This is a genomic window from Allomesorhizobium camelthorni, assembly GCF_011045125.1.
Classification (GTDB): domain Bacteria; phylum Pseudomonadota; class Alphaproteobacteria; order Rhizobiales; family Rhizobiaceae; genus Allomesorhizobium; species Allomesorhizobium camelthorni.
Genome location: NZ_JAAKZF010000003.1, coordinates 35,160 through 59,352 on the forward strand (window position 1 = coordinate 35,160; position 24,193 = coordinate 59,352).

At 63.6% G+C, this 24,193-nt stretch carries 24 protein-coding genes and 1 pseudogene; 18 read left to right on the forward strand and 7 right to left on the reverse strand.

Going from position 1 to position 24,193, the window contains the following annotated elements:
• The first annotated feature begins 129 nt into the window (after positions 1–129).
• Genes pqqB through pqqE form a run of 4 tightly spaced genes read left to right on the forward strand, consistent with a single transcriptional unit; the run spans position 130 to position 3,225 of the window.
• Positions 130–1,065 carry a pyrroloquinoline quinone biosynthesis protein PqqB gene (pqqB, locus tag G6N73_RS04025; protein WP_165023740.1) on the forward strand — a complete coding sequence of 312 codons (936 nt, stop codon included), beginning with the start codon at positions 130–132 and terminating at the stop codon, positions 1,063–1,065.
• Complete coding sequence (gene pqqC / locus G6N73_RS04030) at positions 1,062–1,817, forward strand: pyrroloquinoline-quinone synthase PqqC (protein ID WP_165023743.1); 756 nt, start codon at positions 1,062–1,064, stop codon at positions 1,815–1,817. The genes pqqB and pqqC overlap by 4 nt, the downstream gene beginning before the upstream one ends.
• Positions 1,814–2,110: a pyrroloquinoline quinone biosynthesis peptide chaperone PqqD gene (gene pqqD, locus G6N73_RS04035; RefSeq protein WP_165023746.1), complete on the forward strand. Its 297-nt coding sequence runs from the start codon at positions 1,814–1,816 to the stop codon at positions 2,108–2,110. Before pqqC ends, pqqD begins: the two co-directional genes overlap by 4 nt.
• Positions 2,107–3,225 carry a pyrroloquinoline quinone biosynthesis protein PqqE gene (pqqE, locus tag G6N73_RS04040; RefSeq protein ID WP_165023749.1) on the forward strand — a complete coding sequence of 373 codons (1,119 nt, stop codon included), beginning with the start codon at positions 2,107–2,109 and terminating at the stop codon, positions 3,223–3,225. Before pqqD ends, pqqE begins: the two co-directional genes overlap by 4 nt.
• Before the next feature lie 9 nt (positions 3,226–3,234).
• On the opposite strand, the gene folP is transcribed toward pqqE, so the two are convergent.
• A complete protein-coding gene (gene folP / locus G6N73_RS04045; protein ID WP_165023752.1) occupies positions 3,235–4,086 on the reverse strand; it encodes a dihydropteroate synthase in 852 nt (283 codons plus the stop codon).
• 257 nt (positions 4,087–4,343) lie between these two features.
• On the opposite strand from folP, the gene G6N73_RS04050 reads away from it, so the two are divergent.
• Entirely contained in the window at positions 4,344–5,462 is a 1,119-nt protein-coding gene (locus G6N73_RS04050; protein WP_165023754.1) for a mandelate racemase/muconate lactonizing enzyme family protein, read from the forward strand.
• A gap of 9 nt (positions 5,463–5,471) precedes the next feature.
• Here G6N73_RS04050 and G6N73_RS04055 read toward each other — a convergent pair whose 3' ends face one another.
• Positions 5,472–5,945 (reverse strand): EF-hand domain-containing protein, encoded by a 474-nt coding sequence (locus G6N73_RS04055; protein ID WP_246251606.1) that lies wholly within the window; start codon positions 5,943–5,945, stop codon positions 5,472–5,474.
• A gap of 216 nt (positions 5,946–6,161) precedes the next feature.
• On the opposite strand from G6N73_RS04055, the gene G6N73_RS04060 reads away from it, so the two are divergent.
• Complete coding sequence (locus G6N73_RS04060; protein WP_165023760.1) at positions 6,162–6,596, forward strand: CAP domain-containing protein; 435 nt, start codon at positions 6,162–6,164, stop codon at positions 6,594–6,596.
• A 131-nt stretch (positions 6,597–6,727) separates the two neighbouring features.
• Complete coding sequence (locus G6N73_RS04065) at positions 6,728–6,994, forward strand: hypothetical protein (RefSeq protein ID WP_165023763.1); 267 nt, start codon at positions 6,728–6,730, stop codon at positions 6,992–6,994.
• Positions 6,995–7,000: 6 nt separating this feature from the next.
• Here the strand turns inward: G6N73_RS04065 and G6N73_RS04070 are convergent, their stop codons facing one another.
• From G6N73_RS04070 to G6N73_RS04080, 3 genes are read right to left on the reverse strand one after another with little or no spacing between them, the layout of a single operon-like run.
• Positions 7,001–8,026, reverse strand: coding sequence for a Gfo/Idh/MocA family protein (locus tag G6N73_RS04070; protein ID WP_165023766.1), 1,026 nt, complete (start codon positions 8,024–8,026; stop codon positions 7,001–7,003).
• A 15-nt stretch (positions 8,027–8,041) separates the two neighbouring features.
• Positions 8,042–9,220 carry a mannonate dehydratase gene (uxuA, locus tag G6N73_RS04075; protein WP_165023769.1) on the reverse strand — a complete coding sequence of 393 codons (1,179 nt, stop codon included), beginning with the start codon at positions 9,218–9,220 and terminating at the stop codon, positions 8,042–8,044.
• An 11-nt stretch (positions 9,221–9,231) separates the two neighbouring features.
• Positions 9,232–10,692 carry a mannitol dehydrogenase family protein gene (locus G6N73_RS04080; RefSeq protein ID WP_165024312.1) on the reverse strand — a complete coding sequence of 487 codons (1,461 nt, stop codon included), beginning with the start codon at positions 10,690–10,692 and terminating at the stop codon, positions 9,232–9,234.
• Between the two features lie 186 nt (positions 10,693–10,878).
• Here G6N73_RS04080 and uxaC point away from each other — a divergent pair, with 186 nt between their 5' ends.
• Genes uxaC through G6N73_RS04120 form a run of 8 tightly spaced genes read left to right on the forward strand, consistent with a single transcriptional unit; the run spans position 10,879 to position 17,971 of the window.
• Positions 10,879–12,288 carry a glucuronate isomerase gene (gene uxaC / locus G6N73_RS04085; protein WP_165023771.1) on the forward strand — a complete coding sequence of 470 codons (1,410 nt, stop codon included), beginning with the start codon at positions 10,879–10,881 and terminating at the stop codon, positions 12,286–12,288.
• A 30-nt stretch (positions 12,289–12,318) separates the two neighbouring features.
• Positions 12,319–13,296 carry a TRAP transporter substrate-binding protein gene (locus G6N73_RS04090; protein WP_165023774.1) on the forward strand — a complete coding sequence of 326 codons (978 nt, stop codon included), beginning with the start codon at positions 12,319–12,321 and terminating at the stop codon, positions 13,294–13,296.
• A gap of 57 nt (positions 13,297–13,353) precedes the next feature.
• Positions 13,354–13,917: a TRAP transporter small permease gene (locus G6N73_RS04095; RefSeq protein WP_165023776.1), complete on the forward strand. Its 564-nt coding sequence runs from the start codon at positions 13,354–13,356 to the stop codon at positions 13,915–13,917.
• A 3-nt stretch (positions 13,918–13,920) separates the two neighbouring features.
• Positions 13,921–15,201: a TRAP transporter large permease gene (locus G6N73_RS04100; RefSeq protein WP_165023778.1), complete on the forward strand. Its 1,281-nt coding sequence runs from the start codon at positions 13,921–13,923 to the stop codon at positions 15,199–15,201.
• Between the two features lie 9 nt (positions 15,202–15,210).
• Positions 15,211–15,987 carry a FadR/GntR family transcriptional regulator gene (locus G6N73_RS04105; RefSeq protein ID WP_165023781.1) on the forward strand — a complete coding sequence of 259 codons (777 nt, stop codon included), beginning with the start codon at positions 15,211–15,213 and terminating at the stop codon, positions 15,985–15,987.
• A 26-nt stretch (positions 15,988–16,013) separates the two neighbouring features.
• Positions 16,014–16,865: a 5-dehydro-4-deoxy-D-glucuronate isomerase gene (gene kduI, locus G6N73_RS04110; RefSeq protein WP_165023783.1), complete on the forward strand. Its 852-nt coding sequence runs from the start codon at positions 16,014–16,016 to the stop codon at positions 16,863–16,865.
• Positions 16,862–17,626, forward strand: coding sequence for a 2-dehydro-3-deoxy-D-gluconate 5-dehydrogenase KduD (gene kduD / locus G6N73_RS04115; protein ID WP_165023786.1), 765 nt, complete (start codon positions 16,862–16,864; stop codon positions 17,624–17,626). The genes kduI and kduD overlap by 4 nt, the downstream gene beginning before the upstream one ends.
• 9 nt (positions 17,627–17,635) lie before the next feature.
• Positions 17,636–17,971 carry a cupin domain-containing protein gene (locus G6N73_RS04120; protein WP_165023787.1) on the forward strand — a complete coding sequence of 112 codons (336 nt, stop codon included), beginning with the start codon at positions 17,636–17,638 and terminating at the stop codon, positions 17,969–17,971.
• On the opposite strand, the gene mtnA is transcribed toward G6N73_RS04120, so the two are convergent.
• A complete protein-coding gene (gene mtnA / locus G6N73_RS04125) occupies positions 17,972–19,072 on the reverse strand; it encodes an S-methyl-5-thioribose-1-phosphate isomerase (protein ID WP_165023790.1) in 1,101 nt (366 codons plus the stop codon).
• Entirely contained in the window at positions 19,069–20,334 is a 1,266-nt protein-coding gene (gene mtnK, locus G6N73_RS04130) for an S-methyl-5-thioribose kinase (RefSeq protein ID WP_165023791.1), read from the reverse strand. Before mtnK ends, mtnA begins: the two co-directional genes overlap by 4 nt.
• Before the next feature lie 143 nt (positions 20,335–20,477).
• On the opposite strand from mtnK, the gene G6N73_RS04135 reads away from it, so the two are divergent.
• The 3 genes and pseudogenes from G6N73_RS04135 (at position 20,478) to G6N73_RS04145 (ending at position 24,154) form a co-directional block, all read left to right on the forward strand.
• Complete coding sequence (locus tag G6N73_RS04135) at positions 20,478–21,989, forward strand: sugar ABC transporter ATP-binding protein (protein WP_165023794.1); 1,512 nt, start codon at positions 20,478–20,480, stop codon at positions 21,987–21,989.
• A gap of 85 nt (positions 21,990–22,074) precedes the next feature.
• Positions 22,075–23,069: pseudogene (locus tag G6N73_RS04140) on the forward strand (ABC transporter permease).
• Positions 23,070–23,101: 32 nt separating this feature from the next.
• Positions 23,102–24,154, forward strand: a complete 1,053-nt coding sequence (locus tag G6N73_RS04145) for a substrate-binding domain-containing protein (protein WP_165023796.1) — start codon at positions 23,102–23,104, stop codon at positions 24,152–24,154.
• Positions 24,155–24,193: the final 39 nt, after the last annotated feature.

Sequence of the window (24,193 nt, forward strand, 5' to 3'; positions counted from 1 at the left end):
CCGCGTCGGTGCGCGCCGCTGGCGACAGCGGCGCGCACTGTCGATTTGAACTTAAGCGTAGGGTATCGGGCCGCGGTGGCATTAAGCTGTCGTACTTATTGACGGCGCACTCGAAATTGGACTGTGGCGATGCGTCTGAAAATCGTCGGATCGGCGGCCGGCGGCGGTTTTCCCCAATGGAACTGCAATTACCGGCTGAGCCGTACCGCCCGCTTCGGAAATGCCGGCATACGCCAGCGGACGCAATCGAGCCTCGCCGCCTCGGCCGACGGTGTCGACTGGGTTCTCTTCAACGCTTCCCCCGACATCCGCCAGCAGATCGCGCAAACGCCCGAACTGCAACCTGCGCCTGACGCGCCATTGCGCTCGACGCCGATCCGCGCCGTCGTGCTCACCAATGCGGATGTCGACCATATCGCCGGGCTGCTCAGCCTGCGCGAGCGCCAGCCCTTCGCCATCTATGCCTCGGGACGGGTTCTCGCTGCGCTCGCGGCCAATCCCATTTTCAACGTGCTCGACCCGGCGATCGTGCCGCGCCGCACCTTGCCTGCTAAGGGCGAACTGGAGCTATGCGATGCCACGGGCCGGGCAACCGGCGTAACGATCGAAAGCTTCGCCGTGCCGGGAAAGGTGGCGCTTTACCTGGAGGACGCCAGCAGGCCGGAGGCCGATTACGGCTCCGAAGAGGGCGATACGATCGCGGTGCGCGTTTCAGGCGGCAACGGCCGCTCGGCCTTCTACATTCCCGGCTGCGCCAGGATCGATACGGCGCTGCGGGAGCGGCTTGCCGGCGCGGCTTGCCTGCTGTTCGACGGTACGGTCTATACCGACGACGAAATGATTACAGCCGGCGTCGGCCAGAAGACCGGCACCCGCATGGGCCATCTGGCTATGTCCGGAGAGACTGGCTCGATCGCCGGCCTTGCCGGAGTCAGGATCGACCGCCGGATCTTCGTCCACATCAACAACACCAATCCTGTCCTGGACGAAAGCTCGCCCGAATACGCGGCGGTGAGTGCAGCCGGCTGGGAAGTCGCCTATGACGGCATGGAGATAGAGTTGTGAGTGATTTCCACGACGCCGCCAGGAACGGCCTGTCCACGGCGGATCTTGAAGCCGTGCTGCGGCGGGTCGGCGCGGAGCGCTACCACAATCGCCACCCGCTGCATCACCGGATGACCAGCGGCGGCATGTCCAAAGGCGAGTTGCAGGCATGGGCGCTGAACCGCTACTGCTATCAGGCGGTGATCCCGCGCAAGGACGCCATCATCCTGGCCCGCGCCACCGACCCGGCCTTCCGCGCCGCCTGGCGCAAGCGCATCGAGGACCATGACGGGGATGACGGCTGGAGCGGCGGCATCGCACGCTGGCTGCATCTCGCCACGTCGCTCGGCCTCGAGGCCGAAGCGGTGAAAAGCGAAAGGCTTGCCCTGCCCGCCACGCGCTTCGCTGTCGGCGCCTATTTTTCCTTCTGCGCCAATGCGACGCTGCTCGAAGCGGTCGCCTCGTCGCTCACCGAACTGTTCTCGCCCGTCATCATCGGCGAGCGTGTGCCGGCCATGCTGGCCAAATACGATTACATCACCGAGGATACGCTCGCCTATTTCAGCCGGCGGCCGGAGCAGGCTTCGCGCGATTCCGATTTCGCCCTCGACTATGTGCTCCGCCACGCCGACACGCCGGAGCGTCAGCAGGCGTCGATCGACGCGCTGGTGCTGAAATGCGATATTTTGTGGGCAATGCTTGATGCGCTCCAGCATGCCTATCAGACCGGAAGCATCCCGCCCGGCGCTTTCCGGCCCGAGCAGCATCCATGATCGAGGTGCGGCAAAGGGCGATCGTTTCACGGCAGTCGACGCCGTCGCTGCCGAAACATGTGCGCATCCAGTTCGATCCAGTCCGGCAGGCCTTCGCAGTTCTGTCGCCGGAAAAGGTTTTCTGGCCTAACGAAATCAGCCTCGATATACTGCGCCGCTGCGACGGTCGCTCCGATGTTGGCCACATCATCGCCGACCTTGCAGCGGAATACGGCGCCGAGGAGGACGAAATCGCCTCCGATGTCACTGCCTTCCTGCAGGAATGGGCGGACAAATTGCTGGTGAAGCTATGAGCGAGCCGCTTCTCCCTCCGATCGGAATGCTGGCGGAACTGACCCATCGTTGCCCGCTGCAATGTCCGTATTGCTCCAATCCGACCGAGCTTCTGAAAGCCAATCGCGAGATGGACACGCAAAGCTGGCTCGACCTGTTCGAGCAGGCGGCCGATCTCGGCGTCCTGCAGGTCCATCTGTCGGGCGGGGAGCCGACCCTGCGCCGGGATCTGGAGCAGCTTATCGCAGGGCTTTCGGCACGCAGCGTATACACCAATTTGATCACAGCCGGCGTCGGCGTCGCCGAAGGCCGCGTCGAGGCGTTCGCCGAAGCCGGTCTCGATCATTTGCAACTGAGCTTCCAGGGTGCGCGGCCGGCGACTACCGAGATGATCGGCAACCACCGCGGCAGCCATGAGAAGAAGCTGGAGACGGCGCGGCGTGCCCGCGCCGCCGGTCTGCCGCTCACCATCAACGCGCCGATCCACCGTCACAACATCGAGGAAGTGCCGGAATTCATCGAACTCGCTCTGTCGCTTGGCGCGGAGCGACTTGAGATCGCCAACGTGCAGTATTCCGGCTGGGCGCTGACCAACCGCGACGCGCTGATGCCCGACCGCGCAGCGGTCGACCGCCAGGCCGAGATCGTCGAAGCGGCGCGCGAGCGGCTCACCGGCATCATGAACATCGATTTCGTCACGCCCGACTATTTCGCCATCTATCCGAAGCCCTGCATGGGCGGCTGGGCGCGCGACGCCTTCATGGTGGCGCCGGACGGCATGGTGCTGCCATGCCATGCAGCGCAGACGATCCCGTCGCTCAGTTTCGAGCGTTTCGGGGAGCGCTCGCTCGCCGAAATCTGGACCGATTCGCCCGCATTCAACGCCTTCCGCGGAACCGACTGGATGCAGGAGCCGTGCCGCGGCTGCGAGCGTCGTGAGATCGACTGGGGCGGCTGCCGCTGCCAAGCGATGGCGATCGCCGGCGATCCGGCCGCCACCGACCCGGCCTGCGTGAAATCGCCGATCCACGCGCGGATGGCGAATTTTATCGCCGCGGCCAATTCGACCGGAAGCGAACGGACAGCGGAAAGCTTCATCTACCGCCGCATAGGCGCGGTGACCGAACCGGCCTGACGCCCAGACCTACCCGGCTCTCTCGCGCTCCAGTATGGCGTCGGCAAAAGCCAGCGCATCCCGGTTCATCGCCACATTATGCACGCGAAAAATGCTCGCGCCCTTCATCCTGAGAATGACGCTCGTGGCGGCAGTGCCGAGGTCGCGAGCCTCCCTGTCGTCGCCCGCCACATAGGCGATCAGGCGCTTGCGCGAGGTGCCGACGAGCAGCGGAAAACCGAGCGCGCGCAATTCGCCGAAGCGGGCCATGAGCTGAAGGTTCTCCTCCCCGTCCTTGGCGAAGCCGAACCCCGGATCGAGCACGATGTGGCTATCCGGGATGCCGGCTTCGCGCGCGATCTCCAACGACCGTTCGAGGAAGCGGAACTGGTCGGCGATCACGTCGGGGAGCTTTTCGCGGTCGCGGCCGGTATGCATGACGGCCAGGCCGGCGCCGCTTTCCGCCGCCACATGGGCAATGCCCGGCTCGCGCTGCAGGCCGTGCACGTCGTTGACGATATGCGCACCCGCCCGCACAGCGAGGCGCGCCGTCGCTTCCCGGTAAGTGTCGACCGAGATGATGCACCCTTCCCCCGCCAGCGCTTCGATCACTGGAAGGATGCGCGCCTGTTCCTCACGCGCCGAAACCGGCTCGGCGCCCGGCCGGGTCGATTCGCCGCCGACATCGATGATGACCGCACCCTCGGCGATCATCTGGCGCGCATGGGCGAGCGCCGCATCCGGCCTGTCGAACTCCCCACCGTCTGAAAAGCTGTCCGGCGTGACATTCAGAATCCCCATCAGCAGCGCCTTCGCGCCGAGATCGAGATGCCTGCCGTGGGCTAGTTGCCAAATGGACGTTTGGAAGGGTCTTGAAGGCATAGGCAGAGGGCTCTCAAATATTTTTCGCGAAAACACGCTACAGCGAACTTGCGGAGATCACTACCGCATCCGTGGCACCGCACGTATATCTCCCGCCAGGTCTGAATCGCTGCCGGCCTGCCGATTGCCCTCACGTCCGATGGCGGCTAAGCAAAGACCGCGGAGACAAAACCCCGCTGACGATCCGAGCCCAAAGGCCGCAAATGCAAGCTTGCGGCCTAAATCAGCGCTGCATCATCATTCCACGAGTTGCTCCCATGAAAATAACAGCCGTAGAACCGTTCATCGTACACCTGCCCGTGACCGGCAGTTCCATTTCGGATTCTACCCACAACATCACCCATTGGGGTGTGGTCGGCACCCGCATCGTCACCGACAGCGGGCTGATCGGCTACGGGTTTACGGGCACGCATGCGCATCTGGCTTCCGACCGCCTCATCACCTCCTGCATCAGCGGTTGCTACACGCCGCTTCTGCTCGGCGAGGACGCCAATGATCGAACGAGGCTGTGGACCAAGCTGGCGCGCAGCCCTGCCCTGCAATGGGTGGGCCGATCCGGCATCACGCAATTGGCGCTTGCAGCCGTGGATGTCGCGCTCTGGGATCTGGCGGCCAAGCAGGCGCAGGCGCCGCTGTGGAAATATCTGGGAGGCGCGAGAACCACCCGGCTGGAAGCCTACAACACCGATATCGGTTGGCTATCCTACGACCTGCCGACGATGCTCGATCTCACCAGGAAAGCGGTCGAGGAGGACGGTTTCACACGTATCAAGATCAAGGTCGGCCATGCCGACCCCACCGCCGACATTGCGCGCCTCGAAGCAGTCCGCCGCCAGGTTGGTCTGGATGTCCGCATCGCCGTTGACGGCAACGGCAAATGGGATCTTCCGACTTGCAAGCGGTTCTGTGCCCGGGCCAGCGAATTTGATCTCTTCTGGTTTGAAGAGCCGACCTGGTACGACGACGTCGGCGGTCATGCGCAGCTTGCTCGATCGACCAACATACCCGTCGCCCTTGGCGAGCAGCTTTACACCATCGACGCGTTCCGCAGCTTCATCGAGGCCGGGGCGGTGCATTACGTTCAGCCGGATGTCACGCGGCTTGGCGGGATAACAGAGTACATCCAGGTCGCCGACCTCGCGCATGCCCACCGGCTGCCCGTGGCGCCGCATGCCGGCGAGATGAGCCAGGTGCATGTGCATCTGAGCTACTGGCACCCGGCCTCGTCGGTCCTCGAATATATTCCGTGGATCAAGGACCATTTCGAAGAGCCGGTCGAAGTCAGGGACGGCATCTACAGCCTGCCGCAGCAGCCGGGCGCGAGCACTACGCTGCTGGCCGACAGCATGGAGCAATTTGGCAAAAGCCTGGCGTGATCCGGCAAATCACTCGTCCCTGCCGCCCGATCCGTGGAAGAAGGATTCGATCTCTTCCATCTCGACGCTGCCGTCGCCGTTCTCATCCACCGAATTGAAGATGCGACCGTGGAAATCCTGAACTTCCGCAAGCGACAGAGCACCGTCACCGTCGGCGTCCACGATAGCAAACATCATTCGCATTCCTGCGCCATGCATCATCCCGGATCGCATGCCGCCTGGACCTCTGTCCATTCGATCGCTGCCGGGGCGGTCTCGTCGGGCGCCGTGGCGCCAACGGTCTCCATCACGGCGTTCTGCCCGATCTCCGCGCCGGCCCTGCGCTCGCGGCTCTTCCCGCATCATTTCCTGCATCATCTCACGCATCATCTCTCGCATGGACTCGGAACTTTGCCCGCTCATGTCGGGCTGGGCGCCGGGGCTTTGTGGCGGCGTGGTGGGCGCAGGCGTCGCGTCGGTCTGGGCAAGCGCCGGCGCGATCAAGAACGTGAAGGCCGCAGTGGCGGCAGTGAACCTGCTCAGCAATGCCATCTTCTCCTCCTGTGTTGAACCAGTCTGCCGAACACATGCAACCCGCTGCGTCCCTCTTGGTTCCTGTCGACCCTGATCTCCTCGCGGAACACACGCAAAGGTTTCGATTCCTCTTTCCGTCCGAGGCAACATCTGGGAAAAAGAGCTTTCCAGTCCGGGAAACCCGAAATGAAAAATCTATGGACAGTTGCGGCGCTCGCCGTCCTGGTTTCAGCTTGCCAAAGTGCGACGCAGCCGACGGCCACGAATGTCGACTTCGGCCCGCAGACCCTGACCCTGATCAATTCCTACAGGACGAGCCGCGGACTTTCTCCCCTGGCCTCCAACGCCACGCTGCAGTCGCTGGCGAGACAGCACAGCCAATACCAAACGGCCCGGAACGCCATCAGCCATGACGGTTATCGGCAGAGATCGGCCCAGGCCAGGGCTGCCGGGCTGAGTGGAATATGCGCTGAAAATGTCGGCGTAAAATACAGAAGCGCGCAGCAGCTTTTCTCGGGATGGCGGAATTCCGGAGCCCATAACACAAACATGCTTAGGCCTAACCTGAGACACGCTGGAGTTTCCGTGGTTGGGCGTTACGCAACTTTCTTCGCCTGCTGATTGAGCGACGGCCCGCTGTGCCGTAGAGCAGGTCGCCACTTCAGGATTCCATTCAATCCACCAGGTCCATGGAACGCTTTTCAAGGCCGCGGGTTGAGGTTGCCGAAGGGCCTATGGAACGGAGAGCAGCCGTGTGCAACGCGCATTTCGACGAGGCCGATCTGACCGCGGTCGTGAAGGGCTGCACCCATAGCAGATCCGCAGGTTCGCTCCTGTCGACTTCAAAAGCCATCGAGGAACTGAGGGTTATCTCGGGCGATTTCGTCACTTCGGACGAAGAAATGGCGGATGCCATAAGCAGGGTTGCGATCGCGCTGGGGTGCACCGTCGTATTTGACGAGCAACCGGGCGCCGATACGCTGAGTTTGCCGCCGCAGCGGGCTGACGTGGCGGCTTAGGCTCAGTTAGGACACTTTCTCCGCCCTGCCGCTCCCGGCTGAGCGTAGCAGCGTCTCGATCAGCCTGTGAACCTTCAGCGCTTCGCGGCCGCTGACCTTGGGCTCGCGTCCGCCTTCTACGGCATCGAGGAAATCCGTCAGAACCGCGCGGTGATCCTCGTGTGAAAACGCCATCGGGTCGGCGCCCGCGCCACCCGGACCCGCTTCCACCCCGACAGCCAAGGTCGTGCCGTCGTGGAACGCCGCCTTCAGCGCCGTTCCCTCGATTACCGCCGTGCCCTTCGTACCGATGATGTCGATCTGGTCCGGAAAGCCCGGATAGGCGCAGGTGGTGGCGCTGACCGTGCCGATCGCGCCGTTCGCGTAGCGCAGACCGCCGGCGACGATGTCCTCCGTCTCCATGCGGTGAACCGCGCTGGTCGTTGCGTAGGAGCAGACCTCTTCCGGCAGGCCGGCAAGCGAGATCAGGAGGTCGAGCGTGTGAATTGCTTGCGTAAGCAGCACGCCGCCGCCGTCGCGCGCCTTCGTGCCGCGGCCGGGCTGGTCGTAATAGCTCTGCGGCCGCCAATTATAGGTCCGCGCCGACGCGCCGACGATATCGCCGAGCCGGCCTTCGGCGAGCAGCCTTGCCAGCGCGGTGCTCGCCGATTTGAAGCGGTGCTGCAGGACGACGCCAAGCGTGATCCCTGCCCTTTCGGCAGTAGCGACCAGTTCCTCGGCGCGTTCGATGCCGATCTCCAGCGGCTTTTCGAGCAATGTGTGCTTGCCGGCATTGGCCGCGCGCCGCACCAGATCGAGATGGGTGCTAGGCGGCGTGAGCAGCATCACGGCGCCGACGGTCGGATCGGCAAGGACAGCTTCGAGATCGCCGGAAACCGGAAAGCCGAACTGCTCGGCAAAGGCTGTGCGGCGCGCCTCGGTCGGGCTGTAGGCATAGGCGACCTCGACCCGCGCGGCGAGATCGGTGAGGCTTTTGGCATGTGGCGCCGAGGCCATGCCTAGCCCGATGACGGCAATGCGCATTTTCGCCATCCCGCTTTCCTCCTGCTAGACCCCGAGCGCCTCTATGGTACGCATCACGCCGCGCAGTTCGGCAAGCCCCTTCAGCCGGCCGATGCAGGAATAGCCGGGGTTCACCGTCTTGCCGATGTCGTCGACGATCAAGTGGCCGTGGTCGGGCCGCATCGGCATCTGCCAGTCGCCGCGGCCTTCGGCCTTGCGCCGCCCCTCCTCGGCCATCAGTGCCTGGACGACGGCAATCATGTCGGTGTCGCCCTCCAGATGCTCGGCCTCGTGGAAGGAGCCGCCGGGCTCGTGCTTGACGTTGCGCAGATGCGCAAAATGGATGTTCGGCGCGAACTCCTTGGCCATGGCGACCAAATCGTTGTGCCGCCCCGCGCCGTAGGAGCCGGTGCAAAGCGTCAGACCGTTCGACGGCGACGGGCAGCCGGCAAGGATCGCCCGCGCGTCCTCGGCGCTCGACACGACGCGCGGCAGGCCGAAGATCGGGAAAGGCGGATCGTCCGGGTGGATCGCCAGCCTGACGCCTGCCTCCTCGGCAGTCGGGACGATCTCGCGCAGGAATGAGATGAGATTGTCGCGGAAATTTTCGCGCGAAAGCTCGCCGTAGACGGCGAGCGCGCGGCGGAAACTGTCACGGTCGTAGATGAATTCGCGCGCCGGCACCCAGCCGATCAGGTTTTTTTCCAGTCGCGCGAGATCGCTTTCGCTCATCTTTGCCAGTCGCGCCCGCGCTGCCTCGATGCGCTCAGGCGGATGGTCGGCCTCGGCGCCAGGGCGCTTCAGCACTAGAACGTCATAGGCGCAGAATTCGACCATGTCGAAGCGCAGCGCCGTGCCCCCATGCGGCATCGGGTGATCGAGATCCGTGCGCGTCCAGTCGGTGATCGCCATGAAATTGTAGCAGACGGTTTCGATGCCGGCGGCGGCCACCGCGCGGATCGAAGCCTTGTAGTTCTCGATCAGTTCGCGATAACGGCCGGTGCGGGTCTTGATATCCTCGTGGACGACGATGCTTTCGACCACGTCGAAGGTCAGTCCGCTGGCCTCGATCCCGGCCTTGCGTTTGAAAACCTCATCCTGCGGCCAGGCGCGGCCGTCGTTCAGGTGGTGCAGCGCGCTAACCACGCCAACCGCGCCGGCCTGGCGGATATGGGAGAGCTTTACGGGATCGTCGGGCCCGAACCAGCGCCAGGTCTGTCTCAAGATCGAACTCCTTAGAGAGATGCCATTGCGGCCGCAGGGCCCTTGCTGCGCAAGGTTTCAAGATGCGCCGCCGTGATTTCGGCAAGCCGGCCGCGATGCGCCGAGCCCTTGGCGAAGCCGGCGAGGTCGAATACCGCGTCCACCGTTTGGCGCGCTGACAATTTGCGTGAGAAAATCGCTGCAAGACCTTCATCCAGCGGGTCGGTGAAGTGGCTGGCGGGCAGCACATCTCCCCTCGCCTCGGCAGCAGCGATCCAGGCTGCGACGGCCAGCATCGAATGATCGGCACGCGCGCCGGCGGCAACGCATTCCAGCGCCGACGCCACGATGCGCTGCGGCAGTTTTTGGCTGCCGTCATTGGCGATCTGCGCGGTGCGATGGGCAAGCGCCGTATTGGCGAAACGGGCCGCGAGTTCGGCGGTATAGGCATGCGGGTCGAGCCCCGCCCCTTGCGGCAGCGTCGGGATGGCTTTCGCCCAGAGACCGTCGACGAATTTGCGGATCGCCGGATCGGCAAAGGCGGCCGCCACGGTCTCGTGGCCGCTCAGAAGGCCGAGATAGGCGATCGATGAATGCGAGCCGTTGAGGAGCCTGAGCTTCATGTCCTCGAAGGGCGTCACGTCGCGCACCATGGTTACGCCGAATCTTTCCCATGCCGGCCGGCCGGCGGGGAAATCGTCTTCGATCACCCATTGGCAGAATGGCTCGGTCATCACCGGCCAGGCGTCCGCAACGCCGAGTTCGGCGGCGACGCGGGCGCGATCAGCGTCGGTGGTCGCCGGCACGATGCGATCGACCATGCTTGACGGAAACGCCACCTTGTCGCGAACGAAGCGCGCCAGTTCCGCATGGCGCAGTTCGGCGAACTGGATGAGAAGCCGGCGCAGCGTCGCGCCGTTGGCGGGAAGGTTATCGCAGCAGAGCACAGTGAACGGCGGCGTTCCAGCAACCTGGCGGCGAACCAGCGCCTCGAGCAGGAAGCCATGTGCGGTCCTGGGCGCACCAGGATTGGCGAGATCGGCGATGATGTCGGGATGCGAGCCATCGAGATCGCCGGCGGCATTGCGCAGATAGGCCTTTTCGGTGACCGTCAGGGTGACGATGCGGGTTCGCGGATCGGCCATGGCATCGAGCAGCGCCGCCGGATTTTCCGGCGCCACGAGCAGCGACAGGATCGAGCCGATTATACGCAAGGTTTCCGTCTCGCCGCTGCGCACGGCGAGAGTATAGAGCCCATCTTGAGGCTCGAGCGCGTCGCGCGTATCGCTGCTGCGCAGCGAAGCGCCGACAATGCCCCAGCCTGCTTCGCCGTCACCGAGGCAGTCGTCGACATAGGCGGCCTGGTGCGCGCGGTGGAAGGCGCCAACGCCGAGATGCACGATCCCCGGAGTGATTTGGGCGCGGTCGTAGGAGGGTTTGAGAACAGTTGTGGGCAGGCGGCTCAGCGACCGGCTGGACAGGCGTTCAGCCATCCAGCCCCCTTCCGCAATCGGCGCACGAATTGCCATGCTTGCCCCTCCCGAAGCTCGAAATCGGCTCCGGGATTACACAAGCGCCGGAGCAAAGTCATCATACAAAAGTATATTTTTTGTATGTTGACATGACGCCGCTTGATCCATACCAGATTTCGGATGGTCAGGGAGGGCCTTCCAGAAAATATGAGCGCGTTGATCGACCCGGACCTGTTGTTTCCCGTCGAGGCAGGCGCGCGCCTGATCGCCCGGCAATTATACGCCGGCGTCGCCGAGCTGCCTATCGTCAGCCCGCACGGCCACACCGATCCGCGCTGGTTTGCCGAGAACGCCAGTTTTTCCGACCCGGCGCAGCTGCTCATCGTTCCCGATCATTATGTCTTCCGCATGTTGTTCAGCCAGGGCGTAAGACTCGAGGATCTCGGCGTGCCGACCTCGGATGGCAGTCCGGTCGAGACCGACGGCCGAAAGATATGGCGGCGTTTCGCCGAGAATTTCTTCCTTTTCCGAGGCACCCCGACCCGGTTGTGGTTCGACTATGTTCTTTCGGACGTGTTCGGTATCGCTGAACCGCTGAGCGCCAGGACTGCCGACGCGCATTACGACCGCATCGCAGAACTGCTTGCTCGCGACGAGTTCCGGCCACGCGCGCTGTTCGAGCGCTTCAACATCGAGGCGATCGCCACTACGGAGGGCGCGCTCGACGATCTTCGCTGGCACCGGATGATCCGTGAAAGCGGCTGGGCCGGCCGCGTCGTCACCGCCTACCGGCCGGATTCGGTCATCGACCCCGATTTCGAAGGTTTTGCCGCCAATCTCGACCAGCTCGGCGAGATCACGGGCTCCGATATCGGTACCTGGCAGGGCTATCTCGACGCCCATCGTACGCGCCGCGCCTATTTCAAGAGTTTCGGCGCGACCTCGTCAGATCACGGCCACGCCACGGCCGAAACCGCCAATCTGTCGAACGCCGCGGCCGAGGAACTCTTCAACCGCATCCGCCGCGGTTCCTCCGAAGAGCGCGAGCGCCGGCTCTTCCGCGCGCAGATGCTGACCGAAATGGCCAAGATGAGCCTGGATGACGGTCTGGTGCTGCAGATCCATCCCGGTTCCTGGCGCAACCATTCGCCTTCGATCTACGAAAAATTCGGGCGCGACAAGGGCTTCGACATACCGACCCGGACCGATTATGTCGGCGCGCTGAAACCGTTGCTCGATTGCGTCGGCACCGAACCCGATCTCACCGTCATCGTCTTCACGCTCGACGAAACGAGCTATGCGCGCGAGCTCGCGCCGCTGGCCGGCGTCTATCCGGCGCTGAAGCTCGGTCCGGCCTGGTGGTTCCACGACAGCCCCGAGGGAATGCGCCGCTTCCGCGAGATGACGACCGAGACCGCCGGCTTCTACAACACCGTCGGCTTCAACGACGACACCAGGGCATTTCCATCCATACCGGCTCGCCATGACATTGCGCGCCGGGTCGATTGCGCATTCCTCGCACGCCTCGTGGCCGAGCATCGCCTGGCCGAAAGCGAGGCGCACGAGCTTGCGCAGGAACTGGCCTACGGGCTCGCAAAGCGCGCCTACAGGCTTTAGCCGAAGCAAGACTACCAAAGGGAGGAACCCATGTTGCATTTCACTAAATTCGCGGCGGCGACATTCGCTGCTGCATCGCTCATGATCGGAGCGGCCAGCGCCCAGACGGTGCTGCGCTCATCCGATACCCATCCGGACGGCTATCCGACCGTGGAAGCGGTCAAGTATTTCGGCGAACTCGTGAAGGAGCGCACCAACGGCCGCTATTCGGTCGAAGTGTTTCACTCCGCCCAACTCGGCGAAGAAAAGGACACGATCGAGCAGGTCCGCTCGGGCGTGATCGATCTGAACCGCGTCTCGATGGGTCCGTTCAACGGCCTCATTCCAGAGACCACGGTGCCGTCCCTGCCCTACATCTTCCGCTCGGTCGACCATATGCGCAAGGTGATGGACGGCGAGATCGGCGAGGAGATCCTTGCCGCGTTCGAGCCGCATGGCGTCATCGGCCTTGCGTTCTACGACGGCGGCGCACGCTCCTTCTACAATTCCAAGAAGCCGATCGAATCCAAGGACGACCTGCAGGGCATGAAGTTCCGCGTCATGCAGTCCGACATCTTCGTCGACATGGTCAACGCGCTCGGCGCCAATGCCACGCCGATGCCCTATGGCGAAGTTTATTCCGGCATCGAGACGGGCGTCATCGACGGCGCGGAAAACAATTTTCCGAGCTACGACACCGCCAAGCATGCCGAAGTCGCCAAGTTCTATTCGCTCGACGAACACCTGATCGTGCCGGAAGTGCTGGTGATGGCCAAGTCGACCTGGGATAAAATGACGCCCGAGGATCAGGCGATCGTCAAGCAGGCCGCGAAGGACAGCGTTGCTAAGCAGCGCGAACTCTGGGACGCCAAGGAGAAGGAGTCCCGTGCCATCGTGGAGGCCGCCGGCAGCACGATCACGATGCCCGACAAGCAGCCCTTCATCGAGGCAATGGGTCCTGTCTACGAGAAGCACGTGACCGATCCGAAGCTGAAGGATCTCGTCGAGCGCATCAAGGCCGTCCAATAAGCCTTTGAAACGGCGGCGCGGTTCGCCGCGCCGCCGCCTTTTTCCGGAGGGTCTTCCATGACCGACAATCCCGAGCAGACGTCGCGATGGTCCCGCATAGGCGGGACGCTTTCGAAGCTCAGCACGGCCGCCCTGTGGCTCGCCGGCATCGGGCTCGTCCTGATGACGGCGTTCGTCGCCTGGCAGGTGTTCGGGCGTTATGTGCTCAACGATTCGCCAAGCTGGACCGAGCCTGGCGCGGTCATGCTGATGAGCTGGTTCATTTTCCTCGGCGCCGCCGTCGGCGTGCGCGAGAACTACCATCTCGGCTTCGACGTGCTGCTCTACGTCCTGCCTGACGGCAGCAAGGCTGCGCTGCGCACCATTTCCGACATCGTGGTCGCGGCTTTCGGCGTCGGCATGGTCTGGTACGGCTCGCAGTTGGTCGCACTCACCTGGGCCTCCACCCTCCCCTCGCTCGGCCTGCCGGGCGGCTTCGACTATCTGCCGGTCGTGGCTGGTGGCTTTCTCATCATCCTGTTCTCGCTCGAGCGCATGGCGCTTCGGTTTGCAGGTGTCGACATCGACAAGGACGTTAACGTCGACGAAGTCCCCGAAGTTGCCCTGGCGAAAGAAGCATAAAACATGGAACTCTGGATTCTCTTCGGTTCATTTGCGGTCCTGATGCTGATCGGAACGCCGATCGCGTTTTGCCTGGGCGTCGCGAGCTTCGCTACCATCCTCTATTTGGGCCTGCCGCCGCTGGTCATCTTCCAGCGGCTGAATTCGGGCATGAGTGTCTTCACGCTGCTGGCGATCCCATTCTTCATCTACGCCGGCGACCTGATGGTCCGCGGCGGAATCGCCAGCCGTATTGTCGCCTTTGCCGGGTCTCTGGTCGGCCATATGCGCGGCGGCCTGGGGCAGGTCAACATTGCCGCCTCCACCCTATTCGGCGGCATTTCCGGATCGGCGGTTGCCGAGGCTGCGGCCGTCGGTGGCCTTATGATCCCGCAGATGAAGGCGCGCGGCTATGGCGTTGATTATGCTGTCAACGTCACCTCGATGGCCGCCCTGATCGCACTTCTTTTGCCGCCTTCGCACAACATGATCATCTATTCCATCTCGGCGGGCGGCAAGATTTCGATCGCGGACCTGTTCACCGCAGGCATCATCCCCGGCCTGCTGCTGGCAGCCGCCTTGATGCTGACCGCCTACTTCGTGGCGCGCAGCAGAGGCTATCCGACCGAACCGTTTCCGGGCTTCAGCGCCGTCGTGCATCTGGCTGCAATCGCCGTTCCCGGACTGCTTCTAATCGGCATCATCTTCGGCGGCGTGCGCTCCGGCATCTTCACGGCGACGGAAAGCTCCTGCATTGCGGTGCTCTACGCCCTTTTGGTGACAGTTTTCGTCTACCGCCAGATGAACTGGGAAGGGTTCGTCCATGCCACGCTCGGCGCCGTGCGCACGACGGCGATGGTGCTGCTGATCATAGGCACGGCCGCCGGCTTCAGTTGGCTCATGGCCTATCTGCGGGTTCCGGCCGCGCTGATCGACGGAATGAATGCGATCTCGCAGAACCCGCTCATCATCCTGCTCCTGCTCAACGTCCTGATGCTGCTGCTCGGCACATTCATGGACATGGGCCCGATGATCATCATCACCACGCCGATCTTCCTGCCCGTGGCGGCGTCCTACGGCATCGACCCGGTGCATTTCGGCGTCATCATGATCCTCAACCTCGGCATCGGGCTGAACACGCCGCCGGTCGGCGCGGTGCAGTTCGTGGCCTGCGCGGTCGGCAAGATCTCCGTCTGGCAGGCGATGCGCTCGATCTGGCCGTTCTACGGCGCAGGGCTCGTGGTGCTCGGATTGGTCACCTACATCCCGGCGATTTCGCTGTGGCTGCCGGCCATGTTCAAATAGGAGAGCGGCATGGCTTCCCAGACAGCCGTCGATTTGAGGATCGAGCGAAGGCCGAAGCTTTCCGAAAGCGTGGTTTCGGCTATCCGCGGCCAAATCCTGTCTGGTGAATTCGCGCCCGGCCAGAAACTGCCGACCGAGAGCCAACTGACCGAAACCTTCGGCGTCAGCCGCACGGTGATCCGCGAAGCGATCGCGACGCTCGCGGCCGACGGGCTGGTCGAGGCGAGGCAGGGTGCCGGCGTCTTCGTCATCAATCACCCGGCGCAGGCTTTCGCTTCGCTCAGCCACGAACTCGGCAACAAGATCTCGCATGCGCTGAACGTGCTTGAGGTGCGCATGGGCATCGAGATCGAAAGCGCCGGCCTTGCGGCGCTGCGCCGCAACAGCGCCCAGGAGGCGCGCATTCAGGAGGCGTTCTTCGAATTCGAGCGCCTGCTCGATGCGAGGCAGGCGACCGGCAAGGTCGATTTCGCCTTCCACCGCGCCATCGCGGCGGCGACCAACAATCCGTTCTATGTCGAGGTTCTCGACGCGCTCGGCAGCCGCACCATCCCCTGCGATGTCGCCTCGCCCTGGGGCACGGAAAGCGTGCTCACCCACGAATATCAGGTCGGCCTGCAGCGCGAGCATCTCGTGATCCTAAACGCCATTTCGGCAGGCGACGCGCAAGCGGCCCGCGACGGAATGCGCGCCCATCTCACGGCAAGCCAGGAGCGCTACCGCTCGCGCCTTATCGGCCAGCAGGCTGAATACATGCAGGGCGTTGGCAAGCCGCGATCCTCCTGAGCATCTTCCTCCCAGAAAGCAGTTTCATGACCCAAAACCATATCGACTACGCCTCCCGGTTTGCCATCGACCCCGCCGCTGCCGCGGCCATGGGAACGGACGAGCTCAGATATAATTTCCATATTGAAGGCCTGTTCCAGAGCGGCCGTATCCGCCTCACCTACACGCACTACGACCGGATGATCGTCGGCGGCGTGATGCCTTTCGGCGAACCGCTGGCGCTCGAGGCAATCAAGCCGACCGGCACGAAAAATTTTCTCGACCGGCGCGAACTCATCGCCGTCAATATCGGCGGCGCAGGCACCGTCGAGGCGGGCGGGCAGTCCTACGCCATCGGCCCGCGCGACATGATCTATGTCGGCATGGGCGTCGAAGCGGTTTCCTTCGCCTCGACCGATCCCTCGGCTCCGGCGAAATTCTACCTTCTCAGCGCGCCCGCTCATCAGTCCCACCCGACGACGCACATAAAGATCGGCGACGCCAAGCGGCTCGACCTCGGCAGCCAGGCGACCTCGAACGAGCGTTCGATCTTCCAGTTCATCCATCCGGAAGGCGCAAAGACCTGCCAGCTCGTCGTCGGCATGACGCAGCTTGCGCCCGGCTCGGTATGGAACACCATGCCCTGCCACATCCATGACCGGCGCTCGGAAGCCTATCTCTATTTCGATCTGCCGGAAGCGGCGCGGGTTTTCCATTTCATGGGCGAGCCGGACGAGACGCGCCATCTGGTCATCAAGAACGAGGAAGCGATCCTGTCGCCCGGCTGGTCGATCCATTCGGGCGCCGGCACGTCCAACTATGCCTTCATCTGGGCGATGGCCGGCGACAACGTCGACTATACGGATGTCGACCCGGTCGCGATGGGAGATTTGCGGTGAGCGATCTCTCGGCATTCAGCCTATCCGGCAAGCGCGTCATCGTCACCGGCGCCAATACCGGCATTGGCCAGGGCATAGCCGTTTCGATCGCTAAAGCCGGCGGCGAGGTGATCGGCGTCGGGCGTTCTTCGATGGAAGAGACGGCGCGACTGGTCCGGGCAGCGGGCGCGAAATTCGTGGAGGTCAGTTGCGACCTCGGCGACCATAAGGCGGCGCAGGCGATGCTCGACAATGTGTGGGGGTCGCAGGGGCCGATTGACGGGCTGGTCAACAATGCCGGCATCATCCGGCGCAACGACGCGGTCGACTTTACCGAAGCCGACTGGGACGACGTCATGGACGTCAATCTGAAGTCGCTGTTCTTCCTCTGCCAGTCGTTCGGCCGCCGCGTGATGGCCGAGCAGCGCCGGGGCCGCATCGTCAATGTCGCCTCGGTGTTGTCCTTCCAGGGCGGTATCCGGGTCGCGTCCTACACCGCCTCGAAACATGGCGCGCTTGGCATCACGCGGCTGCTCGCCTGTGAGTGGGCGCAAAAAGGCGTCAACGTCAACGCAATCGCTCCCGGCTACATCGAGACCAACAACACGGCCGCCCTGCGCGCCGACCCGGATCGCAGCACCGCCATCCTGGCGCGAATCCCGGCCGGCCGCTGGGGCGTCCCGGCAGACATAGGCGACGCCGCCGTCTTTCTTCTGGCGCCGGCTTCCAACTACATGCATGGCGCAGTCGTCCCGGTCGACGGCGGCTGGTTGGCGCGATAGGAATCCGCAATGTCCGATCCGAAGATTTTTTCCCACGCCGGCGAAGGAATATGGACGCCGACTCCCGACGGCAATCGCCGACGTCTCGTCCTCTACACCGACGAGTTGATGGTCGCGGAGTTCGCCTTCGATAAAGGCGGTGTCGGCGCGCTGCATTCCCACCCGCATGTGCAGTCGAGCTACATCGCCGAAGGCCGCTTCGAAGTCACTATCGACGGGCGGACGGAAACGCTGGAGGCGGGAAGCAGCTTTATCGTTCCGTCAAATCTTGTGCACGGCGTCAAGGCGCTCGAAGCCGGCCGGCTGATCGACACGTTCACCCCGCACAGGGCCGACTTTTTGTAGCTAACGCCTACCGCGTTCCGGAAAGAGCGCTCTAAGTCCCTCGCGCGACGCCTTGGCTACGCCGCGCTCGGTGATCAGTCCGGTGACCAGCCGCGCCGGGGTCACGTCGAAAGCGGGATTCGCAGCCCCCGTGGTCTCCGGCGAGACCCGCACCTGTGCGATCTCGCCCGACGCCGTCTTGCCCCAGACGAAAGAAACCTCGTCGCCCGAGCGCTGTTCGATTGGAATTTCCTTCAGCCCATCGCCGACGGTCCAGTCGATGGTCGGCGACGGCAGCCCGACATAGAAAGGCACGCCATTGTCGTGCGCCGCGAGCGCCTTCAGATAGGTGCCGATCTTGTTGCAGACGTCGCCATTGGCGGTGGTGCGGTCGGTGCCGACGATCACCATGTCGATCTCGCCGCGCTGCATCAGGTGGCCGCCGGCATTGTCGACGATCAGCGTGTGGGGCACGCCGTGCCCGGCCATCTCCCAGGCAGTCAGTTGCGCGCCCTGGTTCCGCGGGCGCGTCTCGTCGACATAGACGTGAACAGGAATGCCTTCTTCCACCGCCAGGTAGATTGGGGCTGTCGCGGTGCCGTAGTCGACGGTCGCCAGCCAGCCGGCATTGCAGTGGGTCAATATGTTGACCGGCTCGCCGGGTTTCTTCCCGGCTGCAATCTCCTTGATGATCGCCAGTCCGTTGACGCCGATATTTCGGTTCAACCCGACATCCTCGTCGGCAATCTCGCCGGCGCGGCGAAAGGCGGCCGCAGCGCGCTGCCCGAGCGGAAGCGGCCGCAGAACCCGGCGCATCTCGTCCAGCGCCCAACGCAGGTTGATGGCGGTCGGCCGCGTCTCGTGCAGCGTTTCCCAGACGGCGTCGAGCGCTTCGTCCGACGGATCGTCGGCCATCTGGATCGCCACGCCGTAGGCCGCCGTTACCCCGATCAGCGGCGCGCCGCGCACCCACATGTCGCGGATCGCGGTCGCGATTCCCGGCACATTGTCGATCCTTTCGATGCGGAAATCATGCGGCAGCCAGCGCTGGTCGATGATCTCGACCGAGCGGCCGTCCTCGCCCGGCCAGATGGTCCGGTAGTGGCGGTCCGCGACTTTCACGATATGGTTCCCTTTTCCATCAGAATGGCGAGCGCGTTGACTTCCTCGATGCTGTGGATCTGCCGCCGGTTGACCACGAGTTGGCGGCCGAACTTCAGCACCTTTGCCTCGCAGTTAGCGCGCAGATCCTGATCAGCAATGGTCTCGAAATCCGCATTGTGCGCCAAGCCCAGAATGCGCCGGTGGATCTCGATACCGGCGAAGCCCAGCATGTCCGTCCAGATGGAATGCAGCATCTGTTCGAGCGCCTGTTCCGCGCCGAGTTGGTCGCCCTGATCCTCGAAAAGGCTTTTCTGATAGAGGATGCCGGTCCGCTCCGTGCGCCAGAGATGCGAAAACTCCTTGCGGAATATCGACCATGTATCGACGATCACATCGATGAGATAGACGCGCGTGGTGGCGCGGTCGCCGTCGTGCTCGTGGCCGCGCTGGGAGAAGAACGCCATCCAGAAATTGGCGAGCAGCATTCCGACGTCGAAGGCCATCGGGCCGTAGAAGGCGAATTCCGGATCGATCATCCGCGTTTCGGCCTCGGTCACCATGATCGAGCCGGAATGCAGGTCGCCGTGAAGCAGCGTCTCGGCATTGGCTGCGAACAGATGCTTCATGCGCTGCGCCTCGACCTTCAAGTCGCGGTCCGCGCGCAGTTCGGCGACCAGCCCGTCGAGCTGCGGCGAGGTGTGGCGGTTCATCTTCGCGTCGAAATAGGGATCGGAAAACACCAGGTTTTCGGTGATGTCGCAGAGCTCGACATTGTCGGCGAACAGCGCCAGATCGGCCTTGCGCTCCTTGGTCGGCATGGAGAGGTCGGAGCCCCGGAACAGCGTGCGCGCCATGAACAGGCCGATGTCGGTGGCGATGTTCGGCAGCTGCCGGCCTTCGATCAGCGCCTTGCGCAGGATGACGTGCGGCGACAGATATTCCATGACGATGAGCGCCTGCCCCTCGTCGAAATGGTAGATTTCGGGCACTGAGCCCGGCGCCCTCGCCTGCTGGCGCGTCAGTGCGTGATATTCGAAGAAGGAGCGCTTCAAGGGCAGCGGCCAGCTGTCGCCGACAAGGCGAACATAGGGCAGCGCCTGCTTGACGACGGCCGCGCCCTTCTCGCCCTCGACGATGAAGACCAGGTTCAGATTGCCGTCGCCGACCTCGCGTACTTTCCACGCCGAGGCGTTTTCGCCGATCCGCGACGTCAGCGCCGCGGTCCGGCCCAGCCTCGCGGCCAGCGTTTCGACCGACAATGCTTCGAACGGTCCGCTCATCGTCACTCCGGCCTCCCCCGCTTGCATGTTCCCATCATAATGGAGCAATGGCGACTGGTCCAAACTAGGAACCGCTCTGGCAATTGTCAATCGTGTTGACAAATGCCGACATTGTTCATAGCGTTGAGGTCAGGGAGGAAGGCATGGTTGAAAATGCCGTGTTCCGCGTGGAGGGGCTCAGGAAATCCTTTGGCCGGATTGAGGTGCTTGGCGGCGTCTCTCTCGACCTGCATGCGGGCGAAGTGACCGTGCTGATGGGCGCAAACGGCGCCGGCAAATCCACCCTCGTCAAGATCATCAGCGGCGTCTATGCCCGCGACGGCGGTGCAATGCAGCTGGGCGGCAAGGATTTCGCCCCGGCTACGCCTGCAGAGGCGATACGGTCCGGCGTTGTTACCGTGCACCAGAACATCAATGACGGCGTCGTCGCCGACCTCGATGTCGCCACCAACCTTACGCTCGACCGGCTGAGCGGAAGCGGTGCGCCGGCATTTTTCAATCCGCGCCGCGTCCGCCGCGAGGCGAAGATCGTGGCCGACCGTATGGGCCTGGCCATCGACCTCAGATCGCGGATCAATGATCTCTCGCTCGCCGATCGCCAGATGGTGGCGATAGCGCGCGCCATGGCGCACGAGCCGAAAGTGCTGATCCTCGATGAGCCGACTTCCTCGCTATCGAGCGCTGAGGCCACGCGGCTCTTCGCCGTCATCGACCGGCTGCGCGGACACGGCGTCGCGATCCTCTACATCTCGCACCGCATGTCCGACATCCGCAGGCTGGCTGACCGGATCGTCTCGATGCGCGACGGAAAAATCAGCGGCGTCTTCGAGGATAAGCCGCTCGACTATGAAGGCGCGGTCAACGCCATGCTCGGCCGCAGGATCCATCTCGACCGGATCGTCGTCAACGAGGCGGCAAAGACGGTTCTGGCCGTCAACGCCCTGCGCATCGCCGAGGGCGCGCGCCCGATCTCGCTGACGCTCGGCGCCGGCGAAGTCGTTGCCGTCACCGGTCTTGTTGGCGTCGGCAAGACGGCCCTGGCCGAGACCCTGTTCGGCACACGAGCGCCGCTCTCGGGTACGATGGTGCTGAACGGCAGGCGCTATGCGCCGGCATCGCCGGGCGAAGCGATCGCCGCCGGCGTCTTTCTGGTCGCCAAGGATCGCGGCGACAACGGCATCGTTCAGGATTTCAACATCTACGAGAATATCAGCCTGCCGTTCCTGAAGCGGCTTTCGGGTCTCGGCGTGCTTAAGCGCAACGTCGAGCGCGCCACCGCGCGGCGGCAGATCGGCGAACTCGGCATCGTCTGCCGAACCGAACGTGACGAGATGGGAACGCTGTCGGGAGGCAATCAGCAGAAGGTGATGGTGGCGCGCTGGATGTCGCAGCCGGCCAGCCTCTTCATCCTCGACGAACCCTTCCAGGGCGTTGATATTTCGGCCAGGCGCGACATCGCCACAAAACTGCGGGCAAGTTCCAGCGGGCGGGCGACGCTGATCTTCGTGACCGAACTCGACGAGGCGCTGGAGACGGCGGACCGCATATTGGTGATGTCCGAGCACACCATCGTCGGCGAGCATCGCAACGCTGACATCGACATGGACCGGCTGCTCGCCGAAGTGGCGGGCCAGCCGCTGCGCGGCGCGGCGTGATTTTTGGTGAGGCAGGATCAAATTGAGCGACAAAGGGCATGAACTTGCATTGCGTGACAGCGGCCGCGCGGCTCGAAGGGATCGAATGACCCTGCGCGACCTTGCCATCCGCTACGGTTTTCTGATCCTTCTTTTCGGGTTGATCGCCTATTTCGCGGTTTCGGCCGACGGCTTTGCCTCGCCGCAAAGCGCCGTCTTCATTTCCAGTCCGTGGCAATCACCGGCATATTGGCGCTCGGTGTCACCGCCACGCTCGTCGTCGGCGGCTTCGACCTGTCGATCGGCTCGGTTGCGACCAGCGCCATGATGGCCGCCGCCTATGTGATGGTGGTGCTGGAGCAGAACGCCATGGTGGCGGTCGCTGCTTGCCTGCTGATCGGAGTGGTCGTCGGGCTGATCAACGGCTTCCTGATCGTCTATATGCGCATGCCCGATCTCCTGGCCACGCTCGGCATGATGTTCCTGCTGGTCGGCCTGCAGCGCATTCCGACGGAAGGCCGCTCAATCGCCACCGGCATGACCATGCCGGACGGTTCGGTCGCGACCGGCAAGTTCGGCGCCAATTTCCTGGCCCTCGGCCGCCACCGCTTCGATTTCTTCATCGACAATCTGCTGCCGGTATCGGTCGTGGTTCTCCTGGTGTTGGCCCTGCTGATCTGGTTCTTCCTCGAATATACGCGTTTCGGCCGCATGATGTATGCGGTCGGCAGCAATCCGAGGGCGGCGGAACTGGCCGGCGCGCCGGTCAAGGCATACAAGATCTGGGCCTACGTCATTTCGGGAGTTTTCGCCTCCATCGGCGGCATACTTCTCGCTGCCCGGCTTGGACGCGGCGACATTGCCTCGGGTAACAATCTGCTTCTGGATTCCGTCGCTGCGGCGCTCATCGGCTTCGCGGTTCTAGGGGCCGCCAAGCCGAACGCCTTCGGCACCGCGATCGGCGCGCTCTTCGTCGGCGTGCTGCTGCAGGGGCTGACGATGATGAACGCGCCCTATTACACGCAGGACTTCATCAAGGGCGCCGTCCTTGTTGTCGCCCTGGTTTTTACCTTCGCCCTGTCCAACCGGGGCAGAGCCTAGAAAATATTGTCGGATCAACGGAGGAGACGGGAATGAACATTACACGCAGAATTCTGGGCAAGATGGCGCTGGGCCTGGCCGGCGCGACGATGCTGATGCAGGCGCCGGCGCTGGCGCAGGACAAGCCGGCACCGTTCGACAATCCCGGCGAGGTCAAGATCGCGCTTGTGCGCTATCTCTCGACCGGCGACTTCTTCCAGGCCTATTTGTCGGGCGTCGAGGCGCAGGCCAAGGCGCTCGGGGTCGATCTGCGGGTTCTCGACAGCCGGCAGGATGCGGCCCTCCAGGCCGACATGGTCGACCAGGCGATCGCGCTCGGCGTCGACGGCATCATCATCCAGCACGGCCTGACTGAATCCATGAAGGAAGCCGCACAACGCGCTGTAGATGCGGGCATTAAGGTCGTCGCCTTCGACGTCAATGTCGAGAACGACAAGATCCCGCAGATCGAACAGTCCGACCGCGACCTCGCCCGCCTCGCGCTCGAGCAGGCGATCAAGGACAATGGCGAAAGCTGGAAGGCCGGCTACGTCTATGTCGCGGGCATCGCGCCGCTCGACCGCCGCGACGAGACCTGGAGGGAGTTCAAGGCGAAATATTCGGGCATCAATGAGGCGGCGATGTTCGGCACGCTGGACAATCCGATCGCCAATTCGGTCGCCAACCAGGCACGCTCGGTGCTCTCGGCCAATCCCGACATCAAGGTGATGTTCGCGCCTTACGACGAATTCGCCAAGGGCGTGAAGATCGCCATCGACGAAGCCGGGCTCTCTTCCGACATCAAGATCTATTCTGCGGATATCTCGACCTCGGACATCGCGGCGATGCGCGAGCCTGGCAGCGCCTGGGCGGCTACCGCCGCCACCAATCCGGCCGTGGTCGGCCAGGTTTCGGTGCGCGCGCTCGCCATGCTGCTGGCCGGCGAAGATCCGGGCAGACAAGTGATCGTACCGCCGACGCTGATCACCCAGGCGCAGTTGAACGAGAACGATATCAAGAACATGGAAGAGCTTTCGGCGAAACTGCCGCAATTTGCTCATGCCGATGTCGCGGTGCCTGCCTGGATGCCGCTGCCGGCTAAGTAAGGTTCTCGGCCATACGGAACGCGAAAGGGCGGCTCGCGA